This window comes from Rheinheimera sp. (assembly GCF_030824435.1).
Taxonomy (GTDB): Bacteria; Pseudomonadota; Gammaproteobacteria; order Enterobacterales; family Alteromonadaceae; genus Pararheinheimera.
This window is the reverse complement of sequence record NZ_JAVBXS010000019.1, coordinates 13,333-33,557: the sequence shown is the minus strand read 5'-3', so window position 1 is coordinate 33,557 and position 20,225 is coordinate 13,333. Positions and strand designations below refer to the sequence as shown.

19 protein-coding genes are annotated in these 20,225 nt (G+C 47.5%); 8 read left to right on the top strand and 11 right to left on the bottom strand.

From position 1 onward, the window contains the following. From yajC to RCH83_RS03795, 6 genes are all read left to right on the top strand, one after another. On the top strand, positions 1 to 319 hold a 319-nt coding region (gene yajC, locus RCH83_RS03820), incomplete at its 5' end, for a preprotein translocase subunit YajC (protein ID WP_306519197.1). Between the two features lie 30 nt (positions 320 to 349). Beyond that, on the top strand, positions 350 to 2,200 hold the full coding sequence (gene secD, locus RCH83_RS03815; RefSeq protein WP_306519195.1) for a protein translocase subunit SecD: 1,851 nt from the start codon (positions 350 to 352) through the stop codon (positions 2,198 to 2,200). A 10-nt stretch (positions 2,201 to 2,210) separates the two neighbouring features. After that, on the top strand, positions 2,211 to 3,152 hold the full coding sequence (gene secF, locus RCH83_RS03810) for a protein translocase subunit SecF (protein ID WP_306519193.1): 942 nt from the start codon (positions 2,211 to 2,213) through the stop codon (positions 3,150 to 3,152). Between the two features lie 236 nt (positions 3,153 to 3,388). Continuing rightward, a complete protein-coding gene (locus RCH83_RS03805; RefSeq protein ID WP_306519191.1) occupies positions 3,389 to 3,763 on the top strand; it encodes a rhodanese-like domain-containing protein in 375 nt (124 codons plus the stop codon). Between the two features lie 213 nt (positions 3,764 to 3,976). Next, positions 3,977 to 4,390, top strand: coding sequence for a phosphate ABC transporter substrate-binding protein (locus RCH83_RS03800; protein ID WP_306519189.1), 414 nt, complete (start codon positions 3,977 to 3,979; stop codon positions 4,388 to 4,390). A 14-nt stretch (positions 4,391 to 4,404) separates the two neighbouring features. Next, positions 4,405 to 5,649: a hypothetical protein gene (locus RCH83_RS03795; RefSeq protein WP_306519187.1), complete on the top strand. Its 1,245-nt coding sequence runs from the start codon at positions 4,405 to 4,407 to the stop codon at positions 5,647 to 5,649. 63 nt (positions 5,650 to 5,712) lie between these two features. Here RCH83_RS03795 and suhB read toward each other — a convergent pair whose 3' ends face one another. Then, positions 5,713 to 6,516 carry an inositol-1-monophosphatase gene (gene suhB / locus RCH83_RS03790; RefSeq protein ID WP_306519185.1) on the bottom strand — a complete coding sequence of 268 codons (804 nt, stop codon included), beginning with the start codon at positions 6,514 to 6,516 and terminating at the stop codon, positions 5,713 to 5,715. Between the two features lie 475 nt (positions 6,517 to 6,991). Between suhB and RCH83_RS03785 the strand changes: the two genes are divergently transcribed. Further along, positions 6,992 to 8,740, top strand: coding sequence for a potassium/proton antiporter (locus RCH83_RS03785; protein ID WP_306519183.1), 1,749 nt, complete (start codon positions 6,992 to 6,994; stop codon positions 8,738 to 8,740). Positions 8,741 to 8,765: 25 nt separating this feature from the next. On the opposite strand, the gene RCH83_RS03780 is transcribed toward RCH83_RS03785, so the two are convergent. From RCH83_RS03780 to prmA, 6 genes are all read right to left on the bottom strand, one after another. Then, positions 8,766 to 9,197, bottom strand: coding sequence for a hypothetical protein (locus tag RCH83_RS03780; RefSeq protein WP_306519181.1), 432 nt, complete (start codon positions 9,195 to 9,197; stop codon positions 8,766 to 8,768). 69 nt (positions 9,198 to 9,266) lie between these two features. After that, positions 9,267 to 9,596, bottom strand: a complete 330-nt coding sequence (locus RCH83_RS03775; protein WP_306519179.1) for a DUF4144 family protein — start codon at positions 9,594 to 9,596, stop codon at positions 9,267 to 9,269. 199 nt (positions 9,597 to 9,795) lie between these two features. Further along, positions 9,796 to 11,382 carry a bifunctional phosphoribosylaminoimidazolecarboxamide formyltransferase/IMP cyclohydrolase gene (purH, locus tag RCH83_RS03770; RefSeq protein WP_306519177.1) on the bottom strand — a complete coding sequence of 529 codons (1,587 nt, stop codon included), beginning with the start codon at positions 11,380 to 11,382 and terminating at the stop codon, positions 9,796 to 9,798. Positions 11,383 to 11,611: 229 nt separating this feature from the next. Beyond that, the gene (gene fis / locus RCH83_RS03765; RefSeq protein ID WP_008897208.1) at positions 11,612 to 11,902 is read right to left on the bottom strand and encodes a DNA-binding transcriptional regulator Fis; all 291 of its coding nucleotides are present in this window, start codon (positions 11,900 to 11,902) and stop codon (positions 11,612 to 11,614) included. Then, complete coding sequence (gene dusB, locus RCH83_RS03760) at positions 11,895 to 12,890, bottom strand: tRNA dihydrouridine synthase DusB (RefSeq protein ID WP_306519174.1); 996 nt, start codon at positions 12,888 to 12,890, stop codon at positions 11,895 to 11,897. The genes fis and dusB overlap by 8 nt, the downstream gene beginning before the upstream one ends. Positions 12,891 to 13,340: 450 nt before the next feature. After that, entirely contained in the window at positions 13,341 to 14,225 is an 885-nt protein-coding gene (gene prmA / locus RCH83_RS03755) for a 50S ribosomal protein L11 methyltransferase (RefSeq protein ID WP_306519172.1), read from the bottom strand. A gap of 294 nt (positions 14,226 to 14,519) precedes the next feature. Between prmA and RCH83_RS03750 the strand changes: the two genes are divergently transcribed. Then, on the top strand, positions 14,520 to 15,548 hold the full coding sequence (locus RCH83_RS03750; RefSeq protein WP_306519170.1) for a glycosyltransferase family 4 protein: 1,029 nt from the start codon (positions 14,520 to 14,522) through the stop codon (positions 15,546 to 15,548). 144 nt (positions 15,549 to 15,692) lie between these two features. Here RCH83_RS03750 and accC read toward each other — a convergent pair whose 3' ends face one another. From accC to RCH83_RS03730, 4 genes are all read right to left on the bottom strand, one after another. Further along, positions 15,693 to 17,036, bottom strand: a complete 1,344-nt coding sequence (accC, locus tag RCH83_RS03745) for an acetyl-CoA carboxylase biotin carboxylase subunit (RefSeq protein ID WP_306519168.1) — start codon at positions 17,034 to 17,036, stop codon at positions 15,693 to 15,695. 17 nt (positions 17,037 to 17,053) lie between these two features. Further along, a complete protein-coding gene (gene accB, locus RCH83_RS03740) occupies positions 17,054 to 17,500 on the bottom strand; it encodes an acetyl-CoA carboxylase biotin carboxyl carrier protein (RefSeq protein WP_306519166.1) in 447 nt (148 codons plus the stop codon). A 28-nt stretch (positions 17,501 to 17,528) separates the two neighbouring features. Beyond that, positions 17,529 to 17,990 carry a type II 3-dehydroquinate dehydratase gene (gene aroQ, locus RCH83_RS03735; RefSeq protein ID WP_306519164.1) on the bottom strand — a complete coding sequence of 154 codons (462 nt, stop codon included), beginning with the start codon at positions 17,988 to 17,990 and terminating at the stop codon, positions 17,529 to 17,531. Positions 17,991 to 18,254: 264 nt separating this feature from the next. Next, positions 18,255 to 20,123 carry a protein-disulfide reductase DsbD gene (locus tag RCH83_RS03730; protein ID WP_306519162.1) on the bottom strand — a complete coding sequence of 623 codons (1,869 nt, stop codon included), beginning with the start codon at positions 20,121 to 20,123 and terminating at the stop codon, positions 18,255 to 18,257. Positions 20,124 to 20,225 lie beyond the last annotated feature (102 nt).

The following is a 20,225-nucleotide window of genomic DNA, read 5'->3' as shown; positions in this document are numbered from 1 at the left end:
CGCCCAAACTGCACCAACTGGCCAAGCTGGCCCAGGTGGCGGTTTAGACATGATCATTATGCTGGTGGCGTTTGGTTTAATTTTTTATTTCCTGATTTACCGCCCGCAAGCCAAACGTTTAAAAGAACATAAAAACCTGATGGCTGCGCTGGCCAAAGGTGATGAAGTACTGACTGGTGGTGGTTTGGTTGGCCGTATCAGCAAAATTGCTGATGACAAAGATTTTGTCATTATTGCCCTGAACGACAGCACTGAAGTGACAGTACAAAAAGGTGCAATTTCCGCAGTGTTGCCAAAAGGCACTTTAAAGTCGCTGTAACAGCGGCTTTTTCTTCACAAGGATATCCAAGTGTTAAACCAGAACTCAATCTGGCGGTATCTGATGATAGTGGTGGTGCTGTCGGTCGCTTTGATCTACGCACTGCCCAATATCTATCCGAATGATCCGTCATTACAAATCAGCGGTACCCGCGGTGCTGAAGTCAGTGCTGAAAAAGTCACTGTGCTTGAACAGGCGCTGACGGCGCAAAATATTGCTTTTAAAAGTGTGGTGTTAAATAAAGGCCAGATTTTAGCCCGTTTTAACAATACCGAAGATCAACTGAAAGCCCGTGAAGTGGTGTCAACCGCTTTGGGTGAAGATGTGGTTTCGGCGTTAAATATGGCTCCGGCCACACCGGCCTGGCTTGATGCTATTGGTGCAGCCCCGATGAAACTGGGTCTGGACTTACGGGGTGGTGTGCACTTCCTGATGGAAGTGGATATGAAAACCGCCATGGATAAAAACATCAACGATCTGGTGCAGGTATACCGCACCGATTTGCGTGAAGTGAAAATCCGTTACCGTTCAGTGACCGCTGATTTAGTCAATCAGCGTGTTGTTATTGCCTTCCGTAATGCCGAAGATGTTGCCGCTGCCAAAGCTGCTTTGTCGAAAAAAGATGCCGATATGGTCTACACCGAAGCCGATGACAACAGCCTGGTCGTGACATTCAGCGAAGCACGCATGAAAGCGCTGCGTGAAGACGCTGTAGCGCAGAACATTACCATTATCCGTAACAGGGTCAATGCCATTGGTGTTGCTGAGCCTTTGGTACAACGTCAGGGCGCTGAACGTATTGTGGTGCAATTACCAGGAATTCAGGACACTGCCCGTGCCAAAGAAATTTTAGGTGCAACAGCAACGCTGGAATTCCGTCTGGTTGATGAAACCGCTGACGTACAAAGTGCAGTATCAGGCCGGGTTCCGCCAAGCTCGCAGTTGTTTAACGACCGCGCCGGCAACCCTGTAGTTTTGCAAAAACGTATCATGTTGACCGGTAACCACATAGTCGGTGCCAACACCAGTTTTGACGAAAACGGCCGTCCTCAGGTGAATATTGATTTAGATGCCAAAGGTGGTTCTACTTTTTCTAATCTGACCAAAGACGCTATTGGCAAGTCGATGGCCACTGTGTTTATTGAATACAAACCAACAGATAAAAAAGACGCTAACGGCAAAACCATTATGCAGAAAAATGAAGAAGTGGTGAGTGTTGCCACTATTCAGGCGCGCCTTGGCCGCAGTTTCCGTATCACTGGTTTAGATGCACCTGGTGAAGCACAAAACCTGGCCGTGTTATTACGTGCCGGTGCTTTAATTGCCCCTATTCTGATTGTGGAAGAGCGTACAGTGGGGCCAAGCCTGGGTCAGGAAAACATTGACTTAGGTTTAAGCGCCATTATGTGGGGTATGATCTCTGTACTTGGCTTTATGGTCATTTATTACAAGTGGTTTGGTGTGGTTGCCAATATCGCTTTAACAGCCAACTTAGTGTTGCTCATTGGCGTGATGTCGATGATCCCTGGTGCCACTTTAACCTTACCAGGTATGGCCGGTATTGTTTTAACAGTAGGTATGGCGGTTGACGCCAACGTATTGATTTTTGAACGGATCCGCGAAGAACTGGCTGAAGGTCGTTCTGCAGTACATGCCATTCACGAGGGTTACAACCGTGCTTTTGCCACTATTGCCGACTCGAACATTACCACCTTATTGGTGGCGTTGATTCTGTTTGGTATTGGTACTGGACCGGTGAAAGGTTTTGCCGTGACTCTGGCGCTGGGTATTATCACGTCAATTTTCACTGCGGTGGTGGTGAGCCGGTTAATCGTTAACATGATCTGGGGCCAGCGTCGCGGCACCAGCTTACCGGTTTAAGGAGTCAGCAATGAGACTATTTAATTTTAAAACCTCGCTGAACTTCATGAAACTGAAGTGGCCAGCCATTATATTTTCTACTTTTCTGATCATTGGTTCTTTAGTCAGCCTGTTCACTCAGGGTTTAAACCTGGGTTTGGACTTTACCGGTGGTACTGTGATTGAAGTAAAATTTGAGCAGGCCGCTGACTTAAATAAAGTACGTTCAGCACTTGGTAGCAGCGGTTTTCCCGACGCTCAGGTACAGTATTTTGGTAACAGTCAGGAAGTGATGATCCGTATTGCCCCGCGCGAAGGTGTGGAGCAAAAAGCCATTGGCGAGCAGATCCTCACCTCTATTAATACAGTGGCCGAAACCCCTGTGACAGTGCGCAAAGTGGATATTGTTGGCTCTTCAGTGGGTGATGAACTGAAAGAAGACGGTTTCCTGGCCATTCTGGCAGCGTTGGTGGGTATTCTGATTTATGTAGCAGCCCGGTTTGAATGGCGTTATTCAGTGGGTGCAGTTGCCTCGCTGTTACACGACGTCATTATCACTTTGGGTTTGTTTTCAGTATTCCAGCTGGAATTTGACCTGACGGTACTGGCGGCTATTCTGGCGCTGATTGGTTATTCCATTAACGATACCATCGTTGTGTTTGACCGGATCCGTGAAATGTTCCGTAAATTGCGCGATGCCACAGTGGAAGAAACAGTAAACGAAGCTATTACTTCGACTTTAAGCCGTACCACTATGACGTCTTTCACCACGGCCTTAACGCTGATAGTGCTGTTTTTTATGGGCGGCGCTATGATCCACGGTTTTGCCACTGCGCTGTTATTTGGTATCGCCATTGGTACTTATTCTTCTATTTATATGGCAAGTTCTATTGCCGTGATCCTGGGGGCAAGTCGTGAAGACTTATTGCCAACAGTGATTGAAAAAGAAGGTGAAGGCACCGCAGCCTTATAACCGCAAAAAGCCAGTCAAATGACTGGCTTTTTTTTATGTACAGGATGTACGGTATGCCGAAAACGCAGGAGCAGTTTTTGGCGATGTACAGGGCCTTTGCGAGTGGTCGGGATGTATGTTATGCCAAAAACGCAGCAGCAGTTTTTGCCATATTGGTATTTAGCTGTGTTTTAATCTGTCTTGCTAACAGGCTTTTAAAAACGAACCAACTGCTAATGATGAATAAGGAGTTTTGTATGAGTAAACAACATAGTCCGGGTTTTCTGGCTTTAGTGAATGACGCCAAAAGCCGGGTAAAGGAAATTAGCATTGAAGAGTTTCTGCAACATAAACAGCCTAGCGTGTTGATTGATGTGCGTGAAGACCGTGAATGGCAAGCGGGACACTTACCTCAGGCCATGCACCTTGGTAAAGGCATTATTGAACGCGACATCGAACAAGTGGTGCAGGATAAACAACAAACCATGGTGTTGTATTGTGGTGGTGGTTTTCGTTCGGCATTGGCGGCTGACGTGTTACACAAAATGGGTTATACCGATGTGCTGAGTCTGGCCGGGGGTTACAGTGCCTGGGTCGGGCAGGGTTTAACTGTGGAAAAACCATCGAACTAACCAATACACTGCCAGCATCACAGGCTGGCTTTGTCCACTTGTACCTCGGATAACCTCTGTTATTGCTGCCGCGACACAAGCTGATGCCAGCAGCTGCTTGCACTAAGGCTTTGTAAAGCCTTGTGGTAATTCAGCAGATACCGTCTAGACTTGGCTTTATCAAAGGAATGAACGACTGTCGAAGGATATTCAGATCCAGGTTCAGAGGTTCATATGCAAAAAAAATTCTTGTGGTTGATGTTGTTATTCCCCCTTACCACTACACCGGCTTTGGCCGATATTGCCCTGATAGTTCATCCGGACAATGCGGCGGCTGTTACAGATTCAGATATCAAAGCGTTGTTTCTGGGTAAACAACGCAGCTTCAGCGATGGTAAACAAGCCATTCCGCTGGTTGTGGTGGAGTCTGAATCCAGCCGCTCTGAATTTAACACCAAGGTGTTGAGTAAAACCGATTCTCAGCTGAAGGCCTATTGGTCCAAGCTAACCTTCACCGGCAAAGGCACACCGCCCCGTGAGGTGAGTACCGAAGAAATGTTGCAACTGGTATCGGCCAACCCGGCCACTATTGGTTTTGTGGATGCCAGTAAAGTCAGCGCAGCAGTCAAAGTTGTTGCCACCTATTAATTGAGGAACTCTCTATGAAAACATGGCTCAGTGCTGTGCTGGTGCTGCTTTGCACTATGGGATCGGCTTTTGCCGATATTCAATGGAGTGGTTATGGCTCTCTGGTTGTGGGCAAAACCATAGGGGGAGATCCGGATCCAACAGGGGAGGTGGAGTTTCCGGTTGATTTTTACGATTATGCTTTTTACCAAAACCAATGGTCGATGGAACCAGAATCCATGATAGCGCTGCAGGCGCGGATGGATGTGATGGAAAATTTAACCTTCACTGCCCAGCTGGTTGCCAAAGGTGCCGATGATTTTTCACCGGATATCGACTGGCTCTACGCAACCTACCGTTTTTCTGATGATCTGTACCTGATGCTCGGCCGCAGAAACCTGCCAATGTATTATTTTTCAGAATATATGGAAGTGGGTTTTGCTTACCCTTGGGTGCGTCCGCCGGCCAACCTTTATTGGTGGGAAATTACCCAGTTTAATGGCGCCACTTTGGTAAAAGACTTTAGTTATCAGGACTGGAACTTCAGTCTGAGTGGTTTTGTCGGCCATGAAACCCAAAAAAATATTAAGTCTCATGATTTCTGGCGCAACAGAGGTGGTTATTATTTTCCGCCTGAAGGCACTTATATTGCCGGCACTGCCGATGTGACCTGGAGCAAAATTATGGGCACAAATCTGGCAGCCGGGAATGACTGGATAGATTTACGTTTGTCGTATTTCCGTACCTTTTATGAAACCTTTGCCGATGTGATGTTTTTTGATGAAGTCGACTTTAATGGCGATGGGGTTGTTGACCAAATTGTTGAACGTCGCAGCAATCCTGATGGCACACCTATCCGCTCAGGCGCTTCGTCATTAACCGAATTTGACCTGGATTTTTTTGGTGCCAGCGGCTCTTTTAACTTCACTCATGTCACTTTATTGTTTGACTACAACTATGTGATGTATGACGACGGTTATGGTTCGCGTTTTCCAACTTATCTGCTGACCGCTATGTATAACCATGATGTCTGGCAGCCTTATATTGGCATGTCGCAGGCCTTGTTAAAAATAACTGAGGACTATCAGGGTTTTGGCACTGGTGAAGCGGAAGAGCACCGGATGATCACTGTTGGGCTTAAATATAACTTCCACCCCAATGCCAGTTTAAAAGTGCAGTATGACGACTTCCAGGATAATGGCGACCGGTTGCCCTGGTACGACTTTAGTTATCACAATGATGCCCGGCTGTTTAGTGTGGCGCTGGATTTTGTGTTCTGATGTCTGAAGGTTGCATAAAACAAAAAAGCCCGGGATTTCCCGGGCTTTTTTTAAATCAGACTGTTATTTCATTAAAGAATCCGTCAGATGCGGGCGCATGCCTTTAAGCATAGCGGCCAGTACCTTAGGGTTACCTGCCACAATATTGCCGCTCTTCATCTGGTTGTTACCACCAACAAAATCGCTGACCAAACCACCGGCTTCACGCACTAACAATTCGCCTGCTGCTGTGTCCCATGGTTTTAAGCCAATTTCCCAAAAACCATCTAAACGGCCGGCTGCAACATAAGCCAGATCTAAAGCGGCAGAGCCGGTACGGCGTACATCAGCAGCAGTGGTAAAAAAGGTTTTAAAGGTTTCAGTGTAAGCGTCTAAATGGTGTTTATGTTTAAACGGAAAGCCTGTTGCCAGAATAGTACCGCTTAAGTCAGTTGCATTGCTGACACGGATACGACGACCATTGAGCTGAGCACCGGCACCACGGCTGGCGGTAAATACTTCACCACGCAGCGGGTCGAAAATAACGGCCTGATCCAGCTTGCCGCGATAACGCAAAGCAATGGAAACGGCAAAATGAGGAATACCTTTGATAAAGTTAGCAGTACCATCGAGCGGGTCGATGATCCACTGGTAATCACTATTATTGTTGCTGTATTCACCACCTTCTTCCGCGACGATGTCGTGGTCAGGGTAGGATTTACGCAAAATCTGCACTATGGCCTGTTCGGCTTCTTTATCAACGTTGGTAACAAAGTCATTGGTACCTTTTTGAGTGGTCTGAACCATGTCCAGTTGGCCACAGGCCCGGGCGATAATATTGCCTGCGCTACGCGCAGCACGAACAGCGATGTTTAACATCGGGTGCATAGGATTACCTTATTGTATAAAGAACAGTCAAAAGAGCGGCGCGTATTATATCGGCTGTCAGATAAAAGTACAGCTGAATTTCGCCGCTGACGGCGTTACAAAAGCTGCTGTCAGAAAAAAAACGGCCAAAGGCACAAAACTGATGAACAACTTGGTATCAGAATGATTGTTGCCTTGTGTGGCTCTGCTTTTGTCTGGCTCAGACATGCTCTATAAGTTGTTCAGCTGCGATTAAATAGATAAATCGCATAATCTGCCTTAAATCTGATGTTAACTGCTGCTGTGACTCAGTTAAGTGCATTAGCCTTGCTTTTTTTTTAGGTTATATGGTTTTTAATAGATACATATGTATTTGTTTTTAATTAAGATATTTATGAAATTTGTGGTTTTTAATGTTTTAGATTGAGTTTGAGTTCGTTCGTCACTATTTTAATGCTAAAGGTGAGGTTTAAGGTCAGGCTGTCGGAGGTCAATTTTGGATGCAGCAACGATAAATCACTTATTGCTGATTGGTGCCATTCTGGTGGCTGCCAGCATTATGGTGAGCTCAGTGGCGAACAAAATTGGTGTGCCCATTCTGGTGATATTCCTGTCGGTTGGCATGATAGCCGGGGTGGACGGCCCTGGTGGCATTAAGTTTGATGATTACAGCCTGGCTTATATGGTCAGCAACTTAGCGCTGGCGGTGATTTTGCTCGACGGTGGTATGCGCACCAATGCCCGAAGTTTTCGGGTAGCGCTTTGGCCTTCGTTGTCACTGGCGACCGTTGGTGTGGTGATCACCGCAGGTTTAACCGGTGTTGTTGCGGCCTGGCTGTTTAACCTGGAGCTGCTGGAAGGCCTGTTAATAGGCGCTATTGTCGGCTCTACCGACGCTGCTGTGGTATTTAACCTTCTGAACGGTAAAGGTTTAAACGAAAGGGTTGGCGCAACCCTTGAAATAGAGTCGGGCAGTAACGACCCGATGGCGATGTTTTTAACTGTCACTTTAATTGCCATGTTGGCCAGTGGCCAAACTGCTTTTGAGTGGACAGTGCTGGTCAGTCTGGTGCAGCAGTTTGGTATTGGCATTCTGCTTGGCCTTGCCGGTGGCTGGTTGTTATTAAAACTGATTAACCGTATTCATATTGCCGATGGTTTGTATCCGCTTTTGGCCGTCAGCGGCGGTATTATGTTGTATGCCTTTTCCAGTGCTGTTGGCGGCAGCGGTATTCTCACTGTGTATGTCTGTGGTTTAGTGCTTGGCAATCAGCCTATCCGTAACAGACACGGTATTTTGCATATGTTTGATGGCCTGGCCTGGCTCAGTCAGATTGGCATGTTCCTGGTGCTGGGTTTATTGCTGACGCCCAGTGAATTATTGCCTATAGCAGTGCCTGCTTTGTTGTTGTCGTTATGGATGATTTTATTCGCCAGACCGCTCTCGGTGTTTATTGGTTTGTTGCCGTTTCGCGGTTTTAGCTTGAAAGAACGTAGTTTTATTTCCTGGGTTGGCCTTAGAGGCGCAGTGCCGGTGATTTTGGCAGTATTTCCGCTGATGGCAGGTTTACCCAATGCCCAGCTGTTTTTTAATGTGGCGTTTTTTATTGTGTTGGTGTCTTTGATATTGCAGGGCACCACACTGGGTTTTGCCGCACGCAAAGCCAAAGTGGTGGTGCCTGCCATGCCAACGCCTATCTCCAGAGCCGGTATTGAAATTGCGCTGGCCAGTCAGTGGGAGTTATTTGTTTATAAACTCAAATCCGACAAATGGTGTATTGGCAGTGAACTTCGCAGTTTAAATATGCCGGACAATACCCGTATTGTGGCGTTATTTCGTGACAATGTGCTGCTGCACCCGTCCGGTAGCTCAAAACTGATGGCCGGTGATGTGCTTTGTATTATCGGCCACGATGCCGATTTAGCTGTGCTTGGCCGTATGTTTAGTGAAACGCCACAACGTAATTTTGATTTTGAGTTTTTTGGTGACTTTATGCTGGATGGCTCGGCCAAACTGGACGATTTAGCCATGTTTTATAGTCTGGATTTAAGCGAGTGTGGCGACGCTGTACTGCTGAATGAATTTATCGCCCGCAAGCATGGTGGCAAGTTGGTGGTGGGCGATACAGTGACATGGTCTGGCATGATATGGACAGTGGCTGAACTGCAGGGCGCAACAATCAGCCGTATTGGCGTTAAAGCTTTGGCTGAAGCGACAGAGCCTGAATTGGTTTCAGTCGCCTGAGACTCTGTTGTGAAAAACGGCGTTATCAGCTGTTGTTGTCAGAATAAAGCTGCTGGTATTTGACGATGACCCAGCAGCAAAAAGGCGGCAACAACAAAAACTTAGCTGTATCCAGCATGCCGGACCACCAGAGATCTGATCGCAACATTTGACCCTGCCAAAAAGGTGAGGCCATAAAAAGCAGCGGCAGCAAAGTGGCGCCAAAACTTAAACTCAGCCATTGAGCGCGAAAAAAACGTTGGATAAGCCAGGCAACAACCAGAGCAGCCAATAACACGCCAAAACCCTGGGTCAGGTGCATCCAGGCTAATAAACCGTCCGTTGACGTAAAAATACCCACAGGCCACCAGTCTGGTCTTTTGGCGGCAACGGTATAACCAACAGTGAACATCAGCAGCAACTGATAAAAAGTTGTAAGGCCAAGTACACTGAGCAGATACCATAACTTTTGTTTCATGATGTTCCCTTGTTCATATAGCCCGGCTTGTTGCCACCTGGCGGTAAAACTTGTTTGTTCGGGACAGCACTATTCAGCCAGCAATAACAAGGCTGAGCGAATATCCGGAGTTTGTATTTTTACAACACAACTTTGTGCCAAAGCAAAAAAATGTTGTTGGATCAAACTGATAACCTCTGCTAAATCAAGCTGCTCTGTTGTTGCGTAAAGTTGATGGTTCGCATCCAGCCGGTACACCCTGCCCAGACTATCAATCAAACGGTCGCCATCAGGCAGCAGATGTAGTGGTTGTTGCAGCAGTTGTTCCAGCATCTGTTTATCCATAATCAGTTCGGCTTCATTCTGCCCCTGATAACTTAATAACAGTGGGAATTCTGGCTGTAATGTAGGGTGTTGCATCTTTATAGTCTCAATATGCGATGTTAAAAATGACTAAACCCAGCATAACAGCGCTGTGTCACTCTTTAAAAGACAAGGTTTGGCCGGTGTTTGCCAGGCAGAAAAACACTGAACTTTATCTGCAGCATGGAATAAACCAAAAAACAGCAAACCAAAAAAAACGGCAGCTTAAGCTGCCGTTGTATCAGTCATTCAGCAATTAATGACGGAAATGACGTACGCCGGTAAACACCATGGCAATATCATGCTCATCTGCTGCGGCAATCACTTCAGCGTCACGCATAGAGCCACCTGGCTGAATGACGGCTTTAATGCCGGCAGCAGCAGCAGCGTCGATGCCATCGCGGAACGGGAAAAACGCATCAGAAGCCATCACAGAGCCTTTCACTTCCAGGTTTTCGTCGGCAGCTTTAATGCCTGCAATTTTTGCGCTGTACACACGGCTCATCTGGCCTGCGCCAACGCCAATGGTCATTGAGTCTTTGGCATACACAATAGCGTTGGATTTGACGTACTTGGCTACCTTCCAGCAGAACAACAAATCACGCAGTTCATCTGCTGTTGGCTGACGTTTGGACACTACTTTTAAGTCATCCAGAGTCACCATTTTTTGGTCGCGGTCTTGTACCAGCACACCACCGTTGACACGTTTAATATCAAAACCTGTGGTTTTAGCAGACCAGTCACCACACACCAATAAACGTACATTGGGTTTTTTCGCAATGATTTCAGCAGCTTCATTGGTTGCAGTTGGCGCAATAATCACTTCAACAAACTGACGGCTGACAATAGCTTCAGCTGTGACTGCATCTAACTCGCGGTTAAAAGCAATAATGCCGCCAAAGGCCGACGTTGGATCTGTCTGATAAGCGCGGTTGTAAGCGCTAAGGATGTCGTTGCCAATAGCCACACCACAAGGGTTGGCGTGTTTGACGATCACACAGGCAGGCTCTAAGAATTCTTTGACACACTCCAGTGCAGCGTCAGTGTCAGCAATATTGTTGTACGACAGCTCTTTGCCTTGTAGCTGGGTGGCGCTTGCCACTGAAGCTTCCTGAATGTTTTCTTCAACATAAAAAGCCGCTGCCTGATGGCTGTTTTCGCCGTAACGTAAATCCTGTTTTTTTACAAACTGGCTATTAAAAGTGCGCGGGAATTTGCTTGGTTGAGCGTCTACCGTGTCATAAGCAGGCAGCATGGCGCCAAAATAGTTGGCAATCATGCCGTCGTATTGGGCTGTGTGTTCAAAAGCGCTGATCGCTAAACTAAAACGGGTGGCGTGTGTGGTGGCACCATTATTGGCGGCCATTTCAGCCAGTACTTTGTCGTAATCAGCAGCGTTCACCACAATAGTCACATCAGCGTGGTTTTTGGCTGCAGCACGCACCATAGTCGGGCCGCCGATATCAATATTTTCCACCGCGTCTTCGAGCGTACAACCGGCTTTGGCAACAGTGCTGGCAAAGGGATACAGATTCACCACCACCAGATCAATGGCGTTGATGTTGTTGGCCGCCATCACAGCTTCGTCCTGGCCACGGCGCGCTAAGATACCGCCATGCACTTTAGGGTGCAGGGTTTTGACACGGCCATCCATAATTTCCGGATGACCTGTGTAGTCAGAGACTTCAATTACAGGAATGTTTTGTTCGGCCAGTAATTTGGCAGTACCACCGGTAGATAACAGTTCCACACCTTGCGCCGCTAAAGCGCGGGCAAATTCAACAATGCCAGTTTTGTCAGAAACACTCAAAAGTGCACGACGGATTGGACGAGCTGAGGTCATATCGGTTCTCTCTTTAGTATCTTCGCTAAACAAGGGATAAATAAATTCTGCTCTGAGAGCTGTTCTGCTGGTGCTGATGTCCGGAGTGTTTATCGGCGATAAGCATAACCGGAAAATCGGGCCATAGCGGCAGAACCTTGTTTGTGGGGCCGGTGCAGCAATTTGCCGGGCGCCAGAAACAAAAAAGCACCCGAAGGTGCTTTCTGGCGGGACTCCTCCCGCGGGGGCATTAACTCATGCCGTATTGTTTCAGCTTCTTGCGCAGCGTGCCGCGGTTGATGCCCATCAGATTGGCGGCGCGGGTCTGATTACCGCGGGTATATTTCATTACTTCTTCCAGTAACGGTTTTTCCAGCTCTGACAACACCAGTTCGTACAGGTCGTTGACGTCCTGACCGTTTAACTGTTGCAGGTAGTTCGCCACCGCTTTTTGTACCGCATTACTTAAAGGCTGCGGTTTTTCCTGAGTCTGTACATGGGCGTTGGTGATAAATGGCGAAGTCACGTTTTGATTAAACATTACCAGGTCTCTTTACGTTAGTTGCTGCTAGTTGTTCGAAATAGGTCCACAGAGCATCAAGCTGCGGTTGTTGCTGCTCAATGCCGTTAAATTCACTGCGAAACGCGCCTTCGGCATCATGTTCGGCCAGATACCATCCCACATGTTTGCGGGCGATACGTGGACCAAGCACTTCACCATACAGCTGGTGTAAGCCTTGAACGTGTTCCAGCATAATATCCCTGACTTGCTGCAAGTCGGGCGCTGCCAACAATTCCCCTGTGGTCAGGTAATGAACCACTTCCCGAAAAATCCAGGGCCGGCCCTGTGCTGCCCGCCCAATCATGATGGCGTCAGCACCGGTGTAATCCAGCACAAACCTGGCTTTTTGCGGTGATGTGATGTCACCGTTGGCGATCACCGGGATCGACACTGCCTGTTTGATAACACGGATGGTGTCGTACTCCGCTTCTCCTTTATACATACAGGCTTTGGTTCGGCCATGAACCGCCAGACATTGAATGCCGTTATCTTCCGCTATCCGTGCGATTTGCACGCCATTGCGGTTTTCGGTGTCCCAGCCCGTTCTGATTTTCAACGTCACCGGAACTGATACAGCCTTGACCACGGCCTGAACAATTTTTTCAACAAGATCCGGGTACTGTAACAGTGCCGAACCCGCCAGCTTTTTGTTCACTTTTTTCGCCGGACATCCCATATTGATGTCGATGATTTGGGCGCCGTGTTCAACATTAAACACCGCAGCTTGGGCCATCTGATCCGGATCACTACCGGCAATTTGTACTGACCTCAGGCCAGACTCGTCACCATGTGTCATCCGATTTAGCGACTTTTCGCTCTGCCACACCAAAGGATTGCTCGACATCATTTCTGACACAGCTAAACCTGCACCAAAACGACGGCAAAGCTCACGAAAAGTGTAATCAGTGACTCCGGCCATCGGAGCACAAATTACATTGTTCGATAATTGGTATGGACCGATGCGCACCGCTATATCCCTAGGCTCTACCCCGAAGGGGCGCCAAGTTTACGGATTTTTGCACACAAAGCAAAGGCTATTATTTAAACAAAAGTGCAAATTTATTGGCCTTTGGTGGGTTGACAATCGCTAAACGGCTGAAAATTAGACTCAACAAATTATGCAGGCCAGATAAATAGCGGTTAATAAAATCAGATAATTGCATTGCTGTTGGTTTTTGCAGCAGTGCTTTTGGGTTTTGTGATGGAGCTCTGCTGTGCTTGCCTGTCAGCTGGATGTGGTGATGCACAGAGCAAAAGTTGTTACCAGGCTGTTGTTTTGACGCAAAACAACAAAAAGCACCTGAAAAAAAGCGCCAAATCTTTAGAACTGATAAGGCGCTTGATCTTCAACCTGAATTGCAGCACGAGCGACTGCTGTAGCAGGCTGTTTGTTATGGCGAAATGGCGTTCAGCTTTTTTACCGGCTCTTTTTCCGTGCGCTTAAGCGCACCCATTCTTCTTTCACTGCCACAGGGTCAAAATCAAATTCATCGGCATAAGCGTCAATGACACTTTGCGCCTGGCTTTCCAGAATACCGGAAAGCGCTAATAAACCACCTGGTTTGACATAAGCACTGATAATGCCGGACAGCTCGGCCAGTGGGCCGGCCAGAATATTTGCAACGACCACATCAACTTCGAGTTTTGGCTGATCTTTGGGTAAATACAGTTCAATTTGACCTGCAACATTATTACGCTCAGCATTGGCGCCGCTGGCTTCAATGGCCTGAGGGTCAATATCGACACCCACCACTCTTTTGGCGCCGAGTTTCAGCGCCGCTATGCCTAAAATGCCGGAGCCACAGCCAAAATCGACTACTGTTGCTTCGCTTAAATCCTGGGCGTCCAGCCATTCCATACAAAGTGCCGTGGTCGGGTGGGTGCCGGTACCAAAAGCAAGACCAGGGTCCAGCATCACGTTCACTGCTGTTGGGTCTGGAATATCACGCCAGCTTGGGCACACCCATAACCTTTTGCCAAATTGAATCGGATGGAAGTTGTCCATCCATTCGCGTTCCCAGTCTTTGTCTTCGAGCTGCTCGAGTTTATATTGCACGCCGTTTTTAAACAGGCTGGCCTGCTCTAACTGCTTAATCACTTTATCCATTTTATGTTCAGCATCAAACAGGCCTACCACCACAGTGTTGGCCCAATAAATCACTTCGCCAGGCAGAGGTTCATAAATGGGCGTGTCTTTGGCATCAACAAAACTGACGGCCTGAGCGCCCCAGCTCATCAGCATGTCGCTGACAGTTTCGGCGTGTTTTTCTGTGGTATTTACCCGCAGTTGGATCCAGGGCATGGTGATTTCCATTTGGTGCTGAAAATAAAAGAGCGGCAGTTTAGCAGTTTTCTGCACGCAAGGCAGCGTTTGACGGGCCTTTGTCTTATTTTTGCCCTTTATCAAAGCAAGAAATGCAGGTCGCGATCGCAGGAAAATAAAGTGTTGCAGCAGAGATGAGGTGGGGATAGCTGACGAAACACCAGACTAAAACTGCTGATTTTCAGCCATTTTTCCAAAGAGCTGGCGGCATCAGCAACAGATTTTGTTAGACTGCCGCCAGAGCATTGTTGTTTTGGCTACCATAGGTTTTTTATGAAAATTGTTCACATTATTCTGACGCACAGTTTTGCCGGCAGCGAACGTTATGCGGTGGAGCTTGCCAATACCCAGGCAGAGCAACATCAGGTGACGGTGATTTTGCACAAAAGAGGTTGTGAACAAAGAGCCAATGCCATCCGGCACAGATTGAGTGACAAAGTGCAGGTTCTGGTGGTGGATGGCTGGAAATTTTTTGCTATCTGGCAAGCGCGTAAGCTTATCCGCACTTTAAAACCCGATGTGGCCCATGCCCATTTAAGTGCCGGTTGCAGGGTATTACAGGGTTTAAAAGGTGTGTGCCTTCGCGTGGCCACTTTGCATATTTGCTATAAAAAACAGCAGCATGCCAAACTTGATGCCTTAATTGCCATAGCGCCGTGGCAGCTGGACGCCATACCAGAGCCCTTGAAAAACCACAGCATTCAGCTGGATAACTGGACCAACACAAAACTCACAGCGCCTGGCAGCAAAAAAGAGTTACGCCAACAACTGGGCCTTCTGGAAAACGAGCTGATTTTTGGCACCCTTGGCCGGGTGGAACAAACCAAAGGCCATGAGGTGCTGCTGCAGGCATTTTTAAAAGCCAATATCCCTAATGCCCGTCTGGTGATAGTGGGTGATGGTAAAGCTATGCCAGTGCTTAAAAAACTGGTGAGTGACCAGCTGGCCAGTAAAAAAGTGTTGCTGGCCGGTTTTAGCAGCACACCACAACACTGGTTGTATAGTTTTGATGTTTTTGTCAGCAGCGCCCGTTACGAGCCTTTTGGTTTAGTGTTTTTAGAAGCGATGCAGGCGGGTTTGCCGATTCTGGCAACAAAATCACAAGGCGCCGAATATCTGCAACCGTTATTTGGCCGTGATTTAGTGGCCATCGATGATGTGGATGCTTTGGCCAAAGCGATGCTAAAACTTGCAGCAGATCAGCCGGGGCAAATGAGCTACCCTATGCAGCGTTTTGATATTCAGGCTCGGGTACAGGATGTGGTTGATTTTTATCAACAAGAGCTATCGAAGATAAAATAAGTCGGGTTACAAAAATAAAAAACACTAAAGTCAGGATAAAAGTCAGAGACAAACATCTGCATTCTGGTTCGACCGGGCAGCAAATAACAAAAGCAAATAACAAAAAGGCTCCTTTAAGGAGCCTTTTTTACAACCAGCAGGTGGTTATTTCATACCCAGTTTATGTTCCAGGTAATGAATATTGGTGCCGCCTTTATTAAAGTTGGCGTCCGCCATAATTTCTTTATGCAGGTCGATATTGGTTTTAATACCACCGACTAACAGCTCAGACAGCGCGTTACGCATCCTTGCTATGGCAATTTCACGGCTCTCACCATAAGTGATGAGTTTGCCAACCATAGAATCGTAATTTGGTGGCACCGTATAATCGGCATAAATATGCGAATCCCAACGTACACCGTTACCACCTGGCGGGTGGAAGCGGGTGATGGTGCCAGGAGACGGAATAAAGGTTTTTGGATCTTCAGCGTTAATACGGCATTCCACGGCATGACCACGAATTACCACGTCAGACTGTTTAATTGACAGTGGCATACCAGAGGCAATGCGGAGCTGCTCTTTAATTAAATCCACACCTGTGATCATTTCTGTCACCGGGTGTTCTACCTGAATACGGGTATTCATTTCGATAAAAAAGAACTCGCCGTTTTCAAACAGGAATTCAAAAGTACCGGCACCACGGTAATTCAGATCGATACAAGCCTGCACACAACGGCCACCGATAAAGTCGCGTTGTTCCTGAGTAATACCAGGTGCCGGTGCTTCTTCCACCACTTTTTGGTGACGACGTTGCATAGAGCAGTCGCGCTCACCTAAGTGAATAGCTTTGCCCTGACCATCGGCCAATACCTGAATTTCGATATGACGTGGGTTTTCCAGGAATTTTTCCATGTAAACCATGTCATTACCAAAAGCAGCTTTGGCTTCGGCTTTGGTCATTTCAATGGAAGAAACCAGTTCTTCTTCACTGCGTACCACACGCATACCACGACCACCACCACCACCGGCCGCTTTGACGATAATTGGGTAACCAATACGTTTAGCAATAGCTTTGTTGGTGTCGGCGTCATCGCCCACAGCGCCGTCAGAGCCTGGTACACAAGGTACACCGGCTTTTTTCATCGCTTCAATGGCAGAAACTTTATCACCCATCAGGCTGATAGATTCAGGACGTGGGCCGATAAACACCAGGCCACTTTCTTCAACCTGCTGCGCAAAATCAGCCCGTTCTGCTAAAAAGCCATAACCCGGGTGAATCGCCTGGGCATTGGTCACTTCAGCAGCGGCAATTAACGCCGGAATATTTAAATAACTTTGTGGAGAAGGCGCCGGACCAATACAAATGGTCTCGTCGGCCAACAACACATGTTTGAGGTTCCTATCGACAGTGGAATGCACCGCGACGGTTTTAATACCGAGTTCTTTGCAGGCGCGTAAAATACGCAGCGCAATTTCTCCCCGGTTGGCAATCAGCACTTTTTCTAACATGGGGTCGGCCTTTTGAATTATTCGATCACAAATAAAGGCTGGTCAAATTCAACCGGCTCGCCATTTTCTACCAGAATGGCAGTGATGGTGCCCGCTTTGTCAGACTGGATTTGGTTCATCATTTTCATGGCTTCAACAATACACAAGGTATCGCCAACTTTAACGGTTTGACCCACTTCAGCAAAAGCTTTAGAAGTTGGTGAAGCGGCGCGGTAAAAACTACCCACCATTGGCGAGCGCATTTGATGACCTGTAACTACAGGAGCGGCTGGTGCCGCCGGAGCTGCTGCTGGTGCAGCGGCAGGAGCCTGCATTGGCGCTGCCTGATATTGCATTGGGGCATAATGTTGAACCGGGCCACCGCGGCTGATGCGCACTGATTCTTCGCCTTCGGTAATTTCCAGTTCGTTAATACCTGATTCTTCCAGAAGCTCGATCAATTTTTTAATTTTTCTAATATCCATGACGATGTTGCCTGACTCTTAGTTGAAATTATGGGTTGATGTTCGTGGTGGTTAAACTCGACACTGCAGACTCTAAGGCGTAACGGTAACCGTTGGCGCCGAGGCCACAAATCACCCCTTTTGCAATGTCGGATAAATATGAATGCCGGCGAAATGCCTCACGGGCATGGACGTTCGACAGATGAATTTCAATAAAGGGAATAGCCACAGCCAATAAAGCGTCGCGAATGGCCACGCTGGTATGGGTGTAAGCGCCGGGGTTTATCAGAATAAAATCCTGTTTCCCCAGGCTTTGCTGAATGGCTGTCACCAGCTCATGTTCTGCGTTGGATTGCAGGTGGCTCAGTTGTACATTCAGGCTGCTGGCATGTTCGGTCAGACCGGCAACAATTTGCTCTAAAGTGGCGGCACCATAAATATGGGGTTCACGTTGTCCCAGCATATTCAGATTGGGGCCATTCAGAAGCAAAATACGTAAAACTGAAGCCATTTGTCGCCTATTCCGTTGAAGATTCATCATCTGCTTTTATCTTGCCAAAGGCTGTCTGAAAAAGCATCTTTTTCAGTTAAAACCGGGTTGGCCCTGCAGAGTTGCCGCTTATTATAGTGAAATCGCAGCAAATGGCAGCAAAATACTGGTCTTATCAGCGGAGGGGAACTTTTTACGACCCTTGTTTTGGATCCGGAGGAATAGTCGGGCTACAGCGGCCAAATCTAATGTTCTGGCGCTCTGTAGCCCTGTTTTTCGTGCTGGTTAACCCTGATTTAACTGTTGCAGATGAGCCTGAAATTCAGCTGGTGGCATAAAACCAGTGACTCTGGATTGCGTTAATTCGCTGCCATTTGGCGCAAAAAACAATAAAGTTGGCAAACCAAGGACACTAAATTTGTCCAAAACCTGTTGATCCTGCTCAGTGGCTTTAGTCACATCAATGCGTAATAAACGGATTTTTGCCATTTCGGTTTTAACACCGGTGTCAGCAAAAGTAATATGTTCAAACTCTTTGCAGGCCACACACCATTCGGCGAATAAATCCAGCATCACATATTGGTTTGCTGCTTTGGCTTTTTCGAGTTCGCTGTCTAAATCAGCCAGGGTTTTAATATCGATAAATTTGCCGGCTTCAGCATTGTTTGTACTGTTTGCGTTACTTGTGGCAACAACAGCGGTTGAAACAGGCGCAAACCAAAACTTCAGGTTCCAGCTAAAAGTGGCCACCACTAACAAAGTTGCGAGCAACCAGCAGATGGCCTTCGCCACAGGTTTTTGCAGTTGTTGCTGCACTGTGTGTAAAAACAAAGCGGCGCAAATTGCCAATAAAGATGCCAGCACTATCAAAACCTTATCCGGCACAATGCGCTCCAGCAGCACTAAAGGCACAGATAACAGCAGGAAACCAAAACCGGCTTTAATCACGTCCATCCAGGCACCTGGCTTGGGCAGCCATTTGCCACCGCTGCTGCCAATCAGCAATAACGGCAGGCCCATGCCCATACTTAATACATAAAGTACCAAAGCGCCGTAGGCCATATCACCACTTTGCGCTATATAAAGCAGCACACCGGTCAGCGGCGCTGTGGTGCAGGGGGAGGCGACTAAACCCGACAGCGCACCCATGGTCAAAGCGCCTTTTAAACTGCCGCCTTGTTGTTTGTTACTCAGCCCACCGACTTTTTCCTGCCAGCTGCCTGGTAGTTGCAAGGTTAAAACACCAAACATGGCAAGAGCCAGCAATACAAATAAAATGCTGATGCCAATGAGTACCGCCGGATGCTGAAAATACGCCTGAAACTGCACACCGGCGCTGGCCACTACTAATCCTAATAACGAATAGGTAATAGCCATACCCTGCACATAAGCCATCGACAACCGAAAGGCGCGACCTGTGCTCAGTTGCTGGCCCTGGCCTGCAATAATGCTGGTGAGAATAGGGTACATAGGAAATACACAAGGGGTAAAAGCCAAACCTAAACCCAGCAGGAAAAACAAACCTAAAGTCCAGAGGCTGCGATCTTCAGTTAAACGGCCGGCCAGTTCAACCTGTGACGACACTGGTGCTTTGGTATTCGATGTTGTGGCGCTGTCTGGATTTGACGCGGTATCTGCTGCTGAATGATTTGTTTCGCCAGCAATATCGCCGGTTATATCACTGAGCACAGCAGCGCTATTTGTTGTATCAGTGTTGGCTGCTTGTGGCTGAAATAACGGAATTTCTTTGGTTTGTACCGGGTAACATAAACCTGCTTTGGCGCAGCCCTGGTACCGCACTTTTAATACTGCGTCTTTGTCGATATTCGACAAGGGCACCGACAACACCACCTGATGCAGATAAATTTCTGTTTTACCAAAATATTCATCTTCATACGGCATGCCGGGCGGGTAAGTGGGGTGGGAAAAATTAACAGCCACGCCGGCCAGCTTAAATTTATCTTTATAAAGGTAATAACCATCGGCAATTTGCCAGCTGATTTTGAGTGTGTTGTCTTGTTGAACAAAATCAAACACAAAAGCCTGATCAACAGGTAAAAACTGGTTACCTTGTAATTTGCTTAATAAATCATTGGCTTGCAGCGAAAAGCTCGCCAGCAATACCCAGAGCAAAATACCTAATTGTTTTAACATCAGTACCACATTCCTTTTTAATTGCAGGCGCCTTGGTGATAGCGGCTGATTATACGCAGCTTGTTGGCATCTGGTCTTTTTCCTGACGATATAGGCAGCAAA

What these genes read in the sequence shown, in the direction of transcription:
- secF (WP_306519193.1), top strand. Translation starts at nt 2,211, where the DNA reads ATGAGACTATTTAATTTTAAAACCTCGCTGAACTTCATGAAACTGAAG.
- RCH83_RS03805 (WP_306519191.1), top strand. Translation starts at nt 3,389, where the DNA reads ATGAGTAAACAACATAGTCCGGGTTTTCTGGCTTTAGTGAATGACGCC.
- RCH83_RS03800 (WP_306519189.1), top strand. Translation starts at nt 3,977, where the DNA reads ATGCAAAAAAAATTCTTGTGGTTGATGTTGTTATTCCCCCTTACCACT.
- RCH83_RS03795 (WP_306519187.1), top strand. Translation starts at nt 4,405, where the DNA reads ATGAAAACATGGCTCAGTGCTGTGCTGGTGCTGCTTTGCACTATGGGA.
- suhB (WP_306519185.1), bottom strand. Translation starts at nt 6,516, where the DNA reads ATGCACCCGATGTTAAACATCGCTGTTCGTGCTGCGCGTAGCGCAGGC.
- RCH83_RS03780 (WP_306519181.1), bottom strand. Translation starts at nt 9,197, where the DNA reads ATGAAACAAAAGTTATGGTATCTGCTCAGTGTACTTGGCCTTACAACT.
- RCH83_RS03775 (WP_306519179.1), bottom strand. Translation starts at nt 9,596, where the DNA reads ATGCAACACCCTACATTACAGCCAGAATTCCCACTGTTATTAAGTTAT.
- purH (WP_306519177.1), bottom strand. Translation starts at nt 11,382, where the DNA reads ATGACCTCAGCTCGTCCAATCCGTCGTGCACTTTTGAGTGTTTCTGAC.
- fis (WP_008897208.1), bottom strand. Translation starts at nt 11,902, where the DNA reads ATGTTTAATCAAAACGTGACTTCGCCATTTATCACCAACGCCCATGTA.
- prmA (WP_306519172.1), bottom strand. Translation starts at nt 14,225, where the DNA reads ATGCCCTGGATCCAACTGCGGGTAAATACCACAGAAAAACACGCCGAA.
- RCH83_RS03750 (WP_306519170.1), top strand. Translation starts at nt 14,520, where the DNA reads ATGAAAATTGTTCACATTATTCTGACGCACAGTTTTGCCGGCAGCGAA.
- accC (WP_306519168.1), bottom strand. Translation starts at nt 17,036, where the DNA reads ATGTTAGAAAAAGTGCTGATTGCCAACCGGGGAGAAATTGCGCTGCGT.
- accB (WP_306519166.1), bottom strand. Translation starts at nt 17,500, where the DNA reads ATGGATATTAGAAAAATTAAAAAATTGATCGAGCTTCTGGAAGAATCA.
- aroQ (WP_306519164.1), bottom strand. Translation starts at nt 17,990, where the DNA reads ATGGCTTCAGTTTTACGTATTTTGCTTCTGAATGGCCCCAATCTGAAT.
- RCH83_RS03730 (WP_306519162.1), bottom strand. Translation starts at nt 20,123, where the DNA reads ATGTTAAAACAATTAGGTATTTTGCTCTGGGTATTGCTGGCGAGCTTT.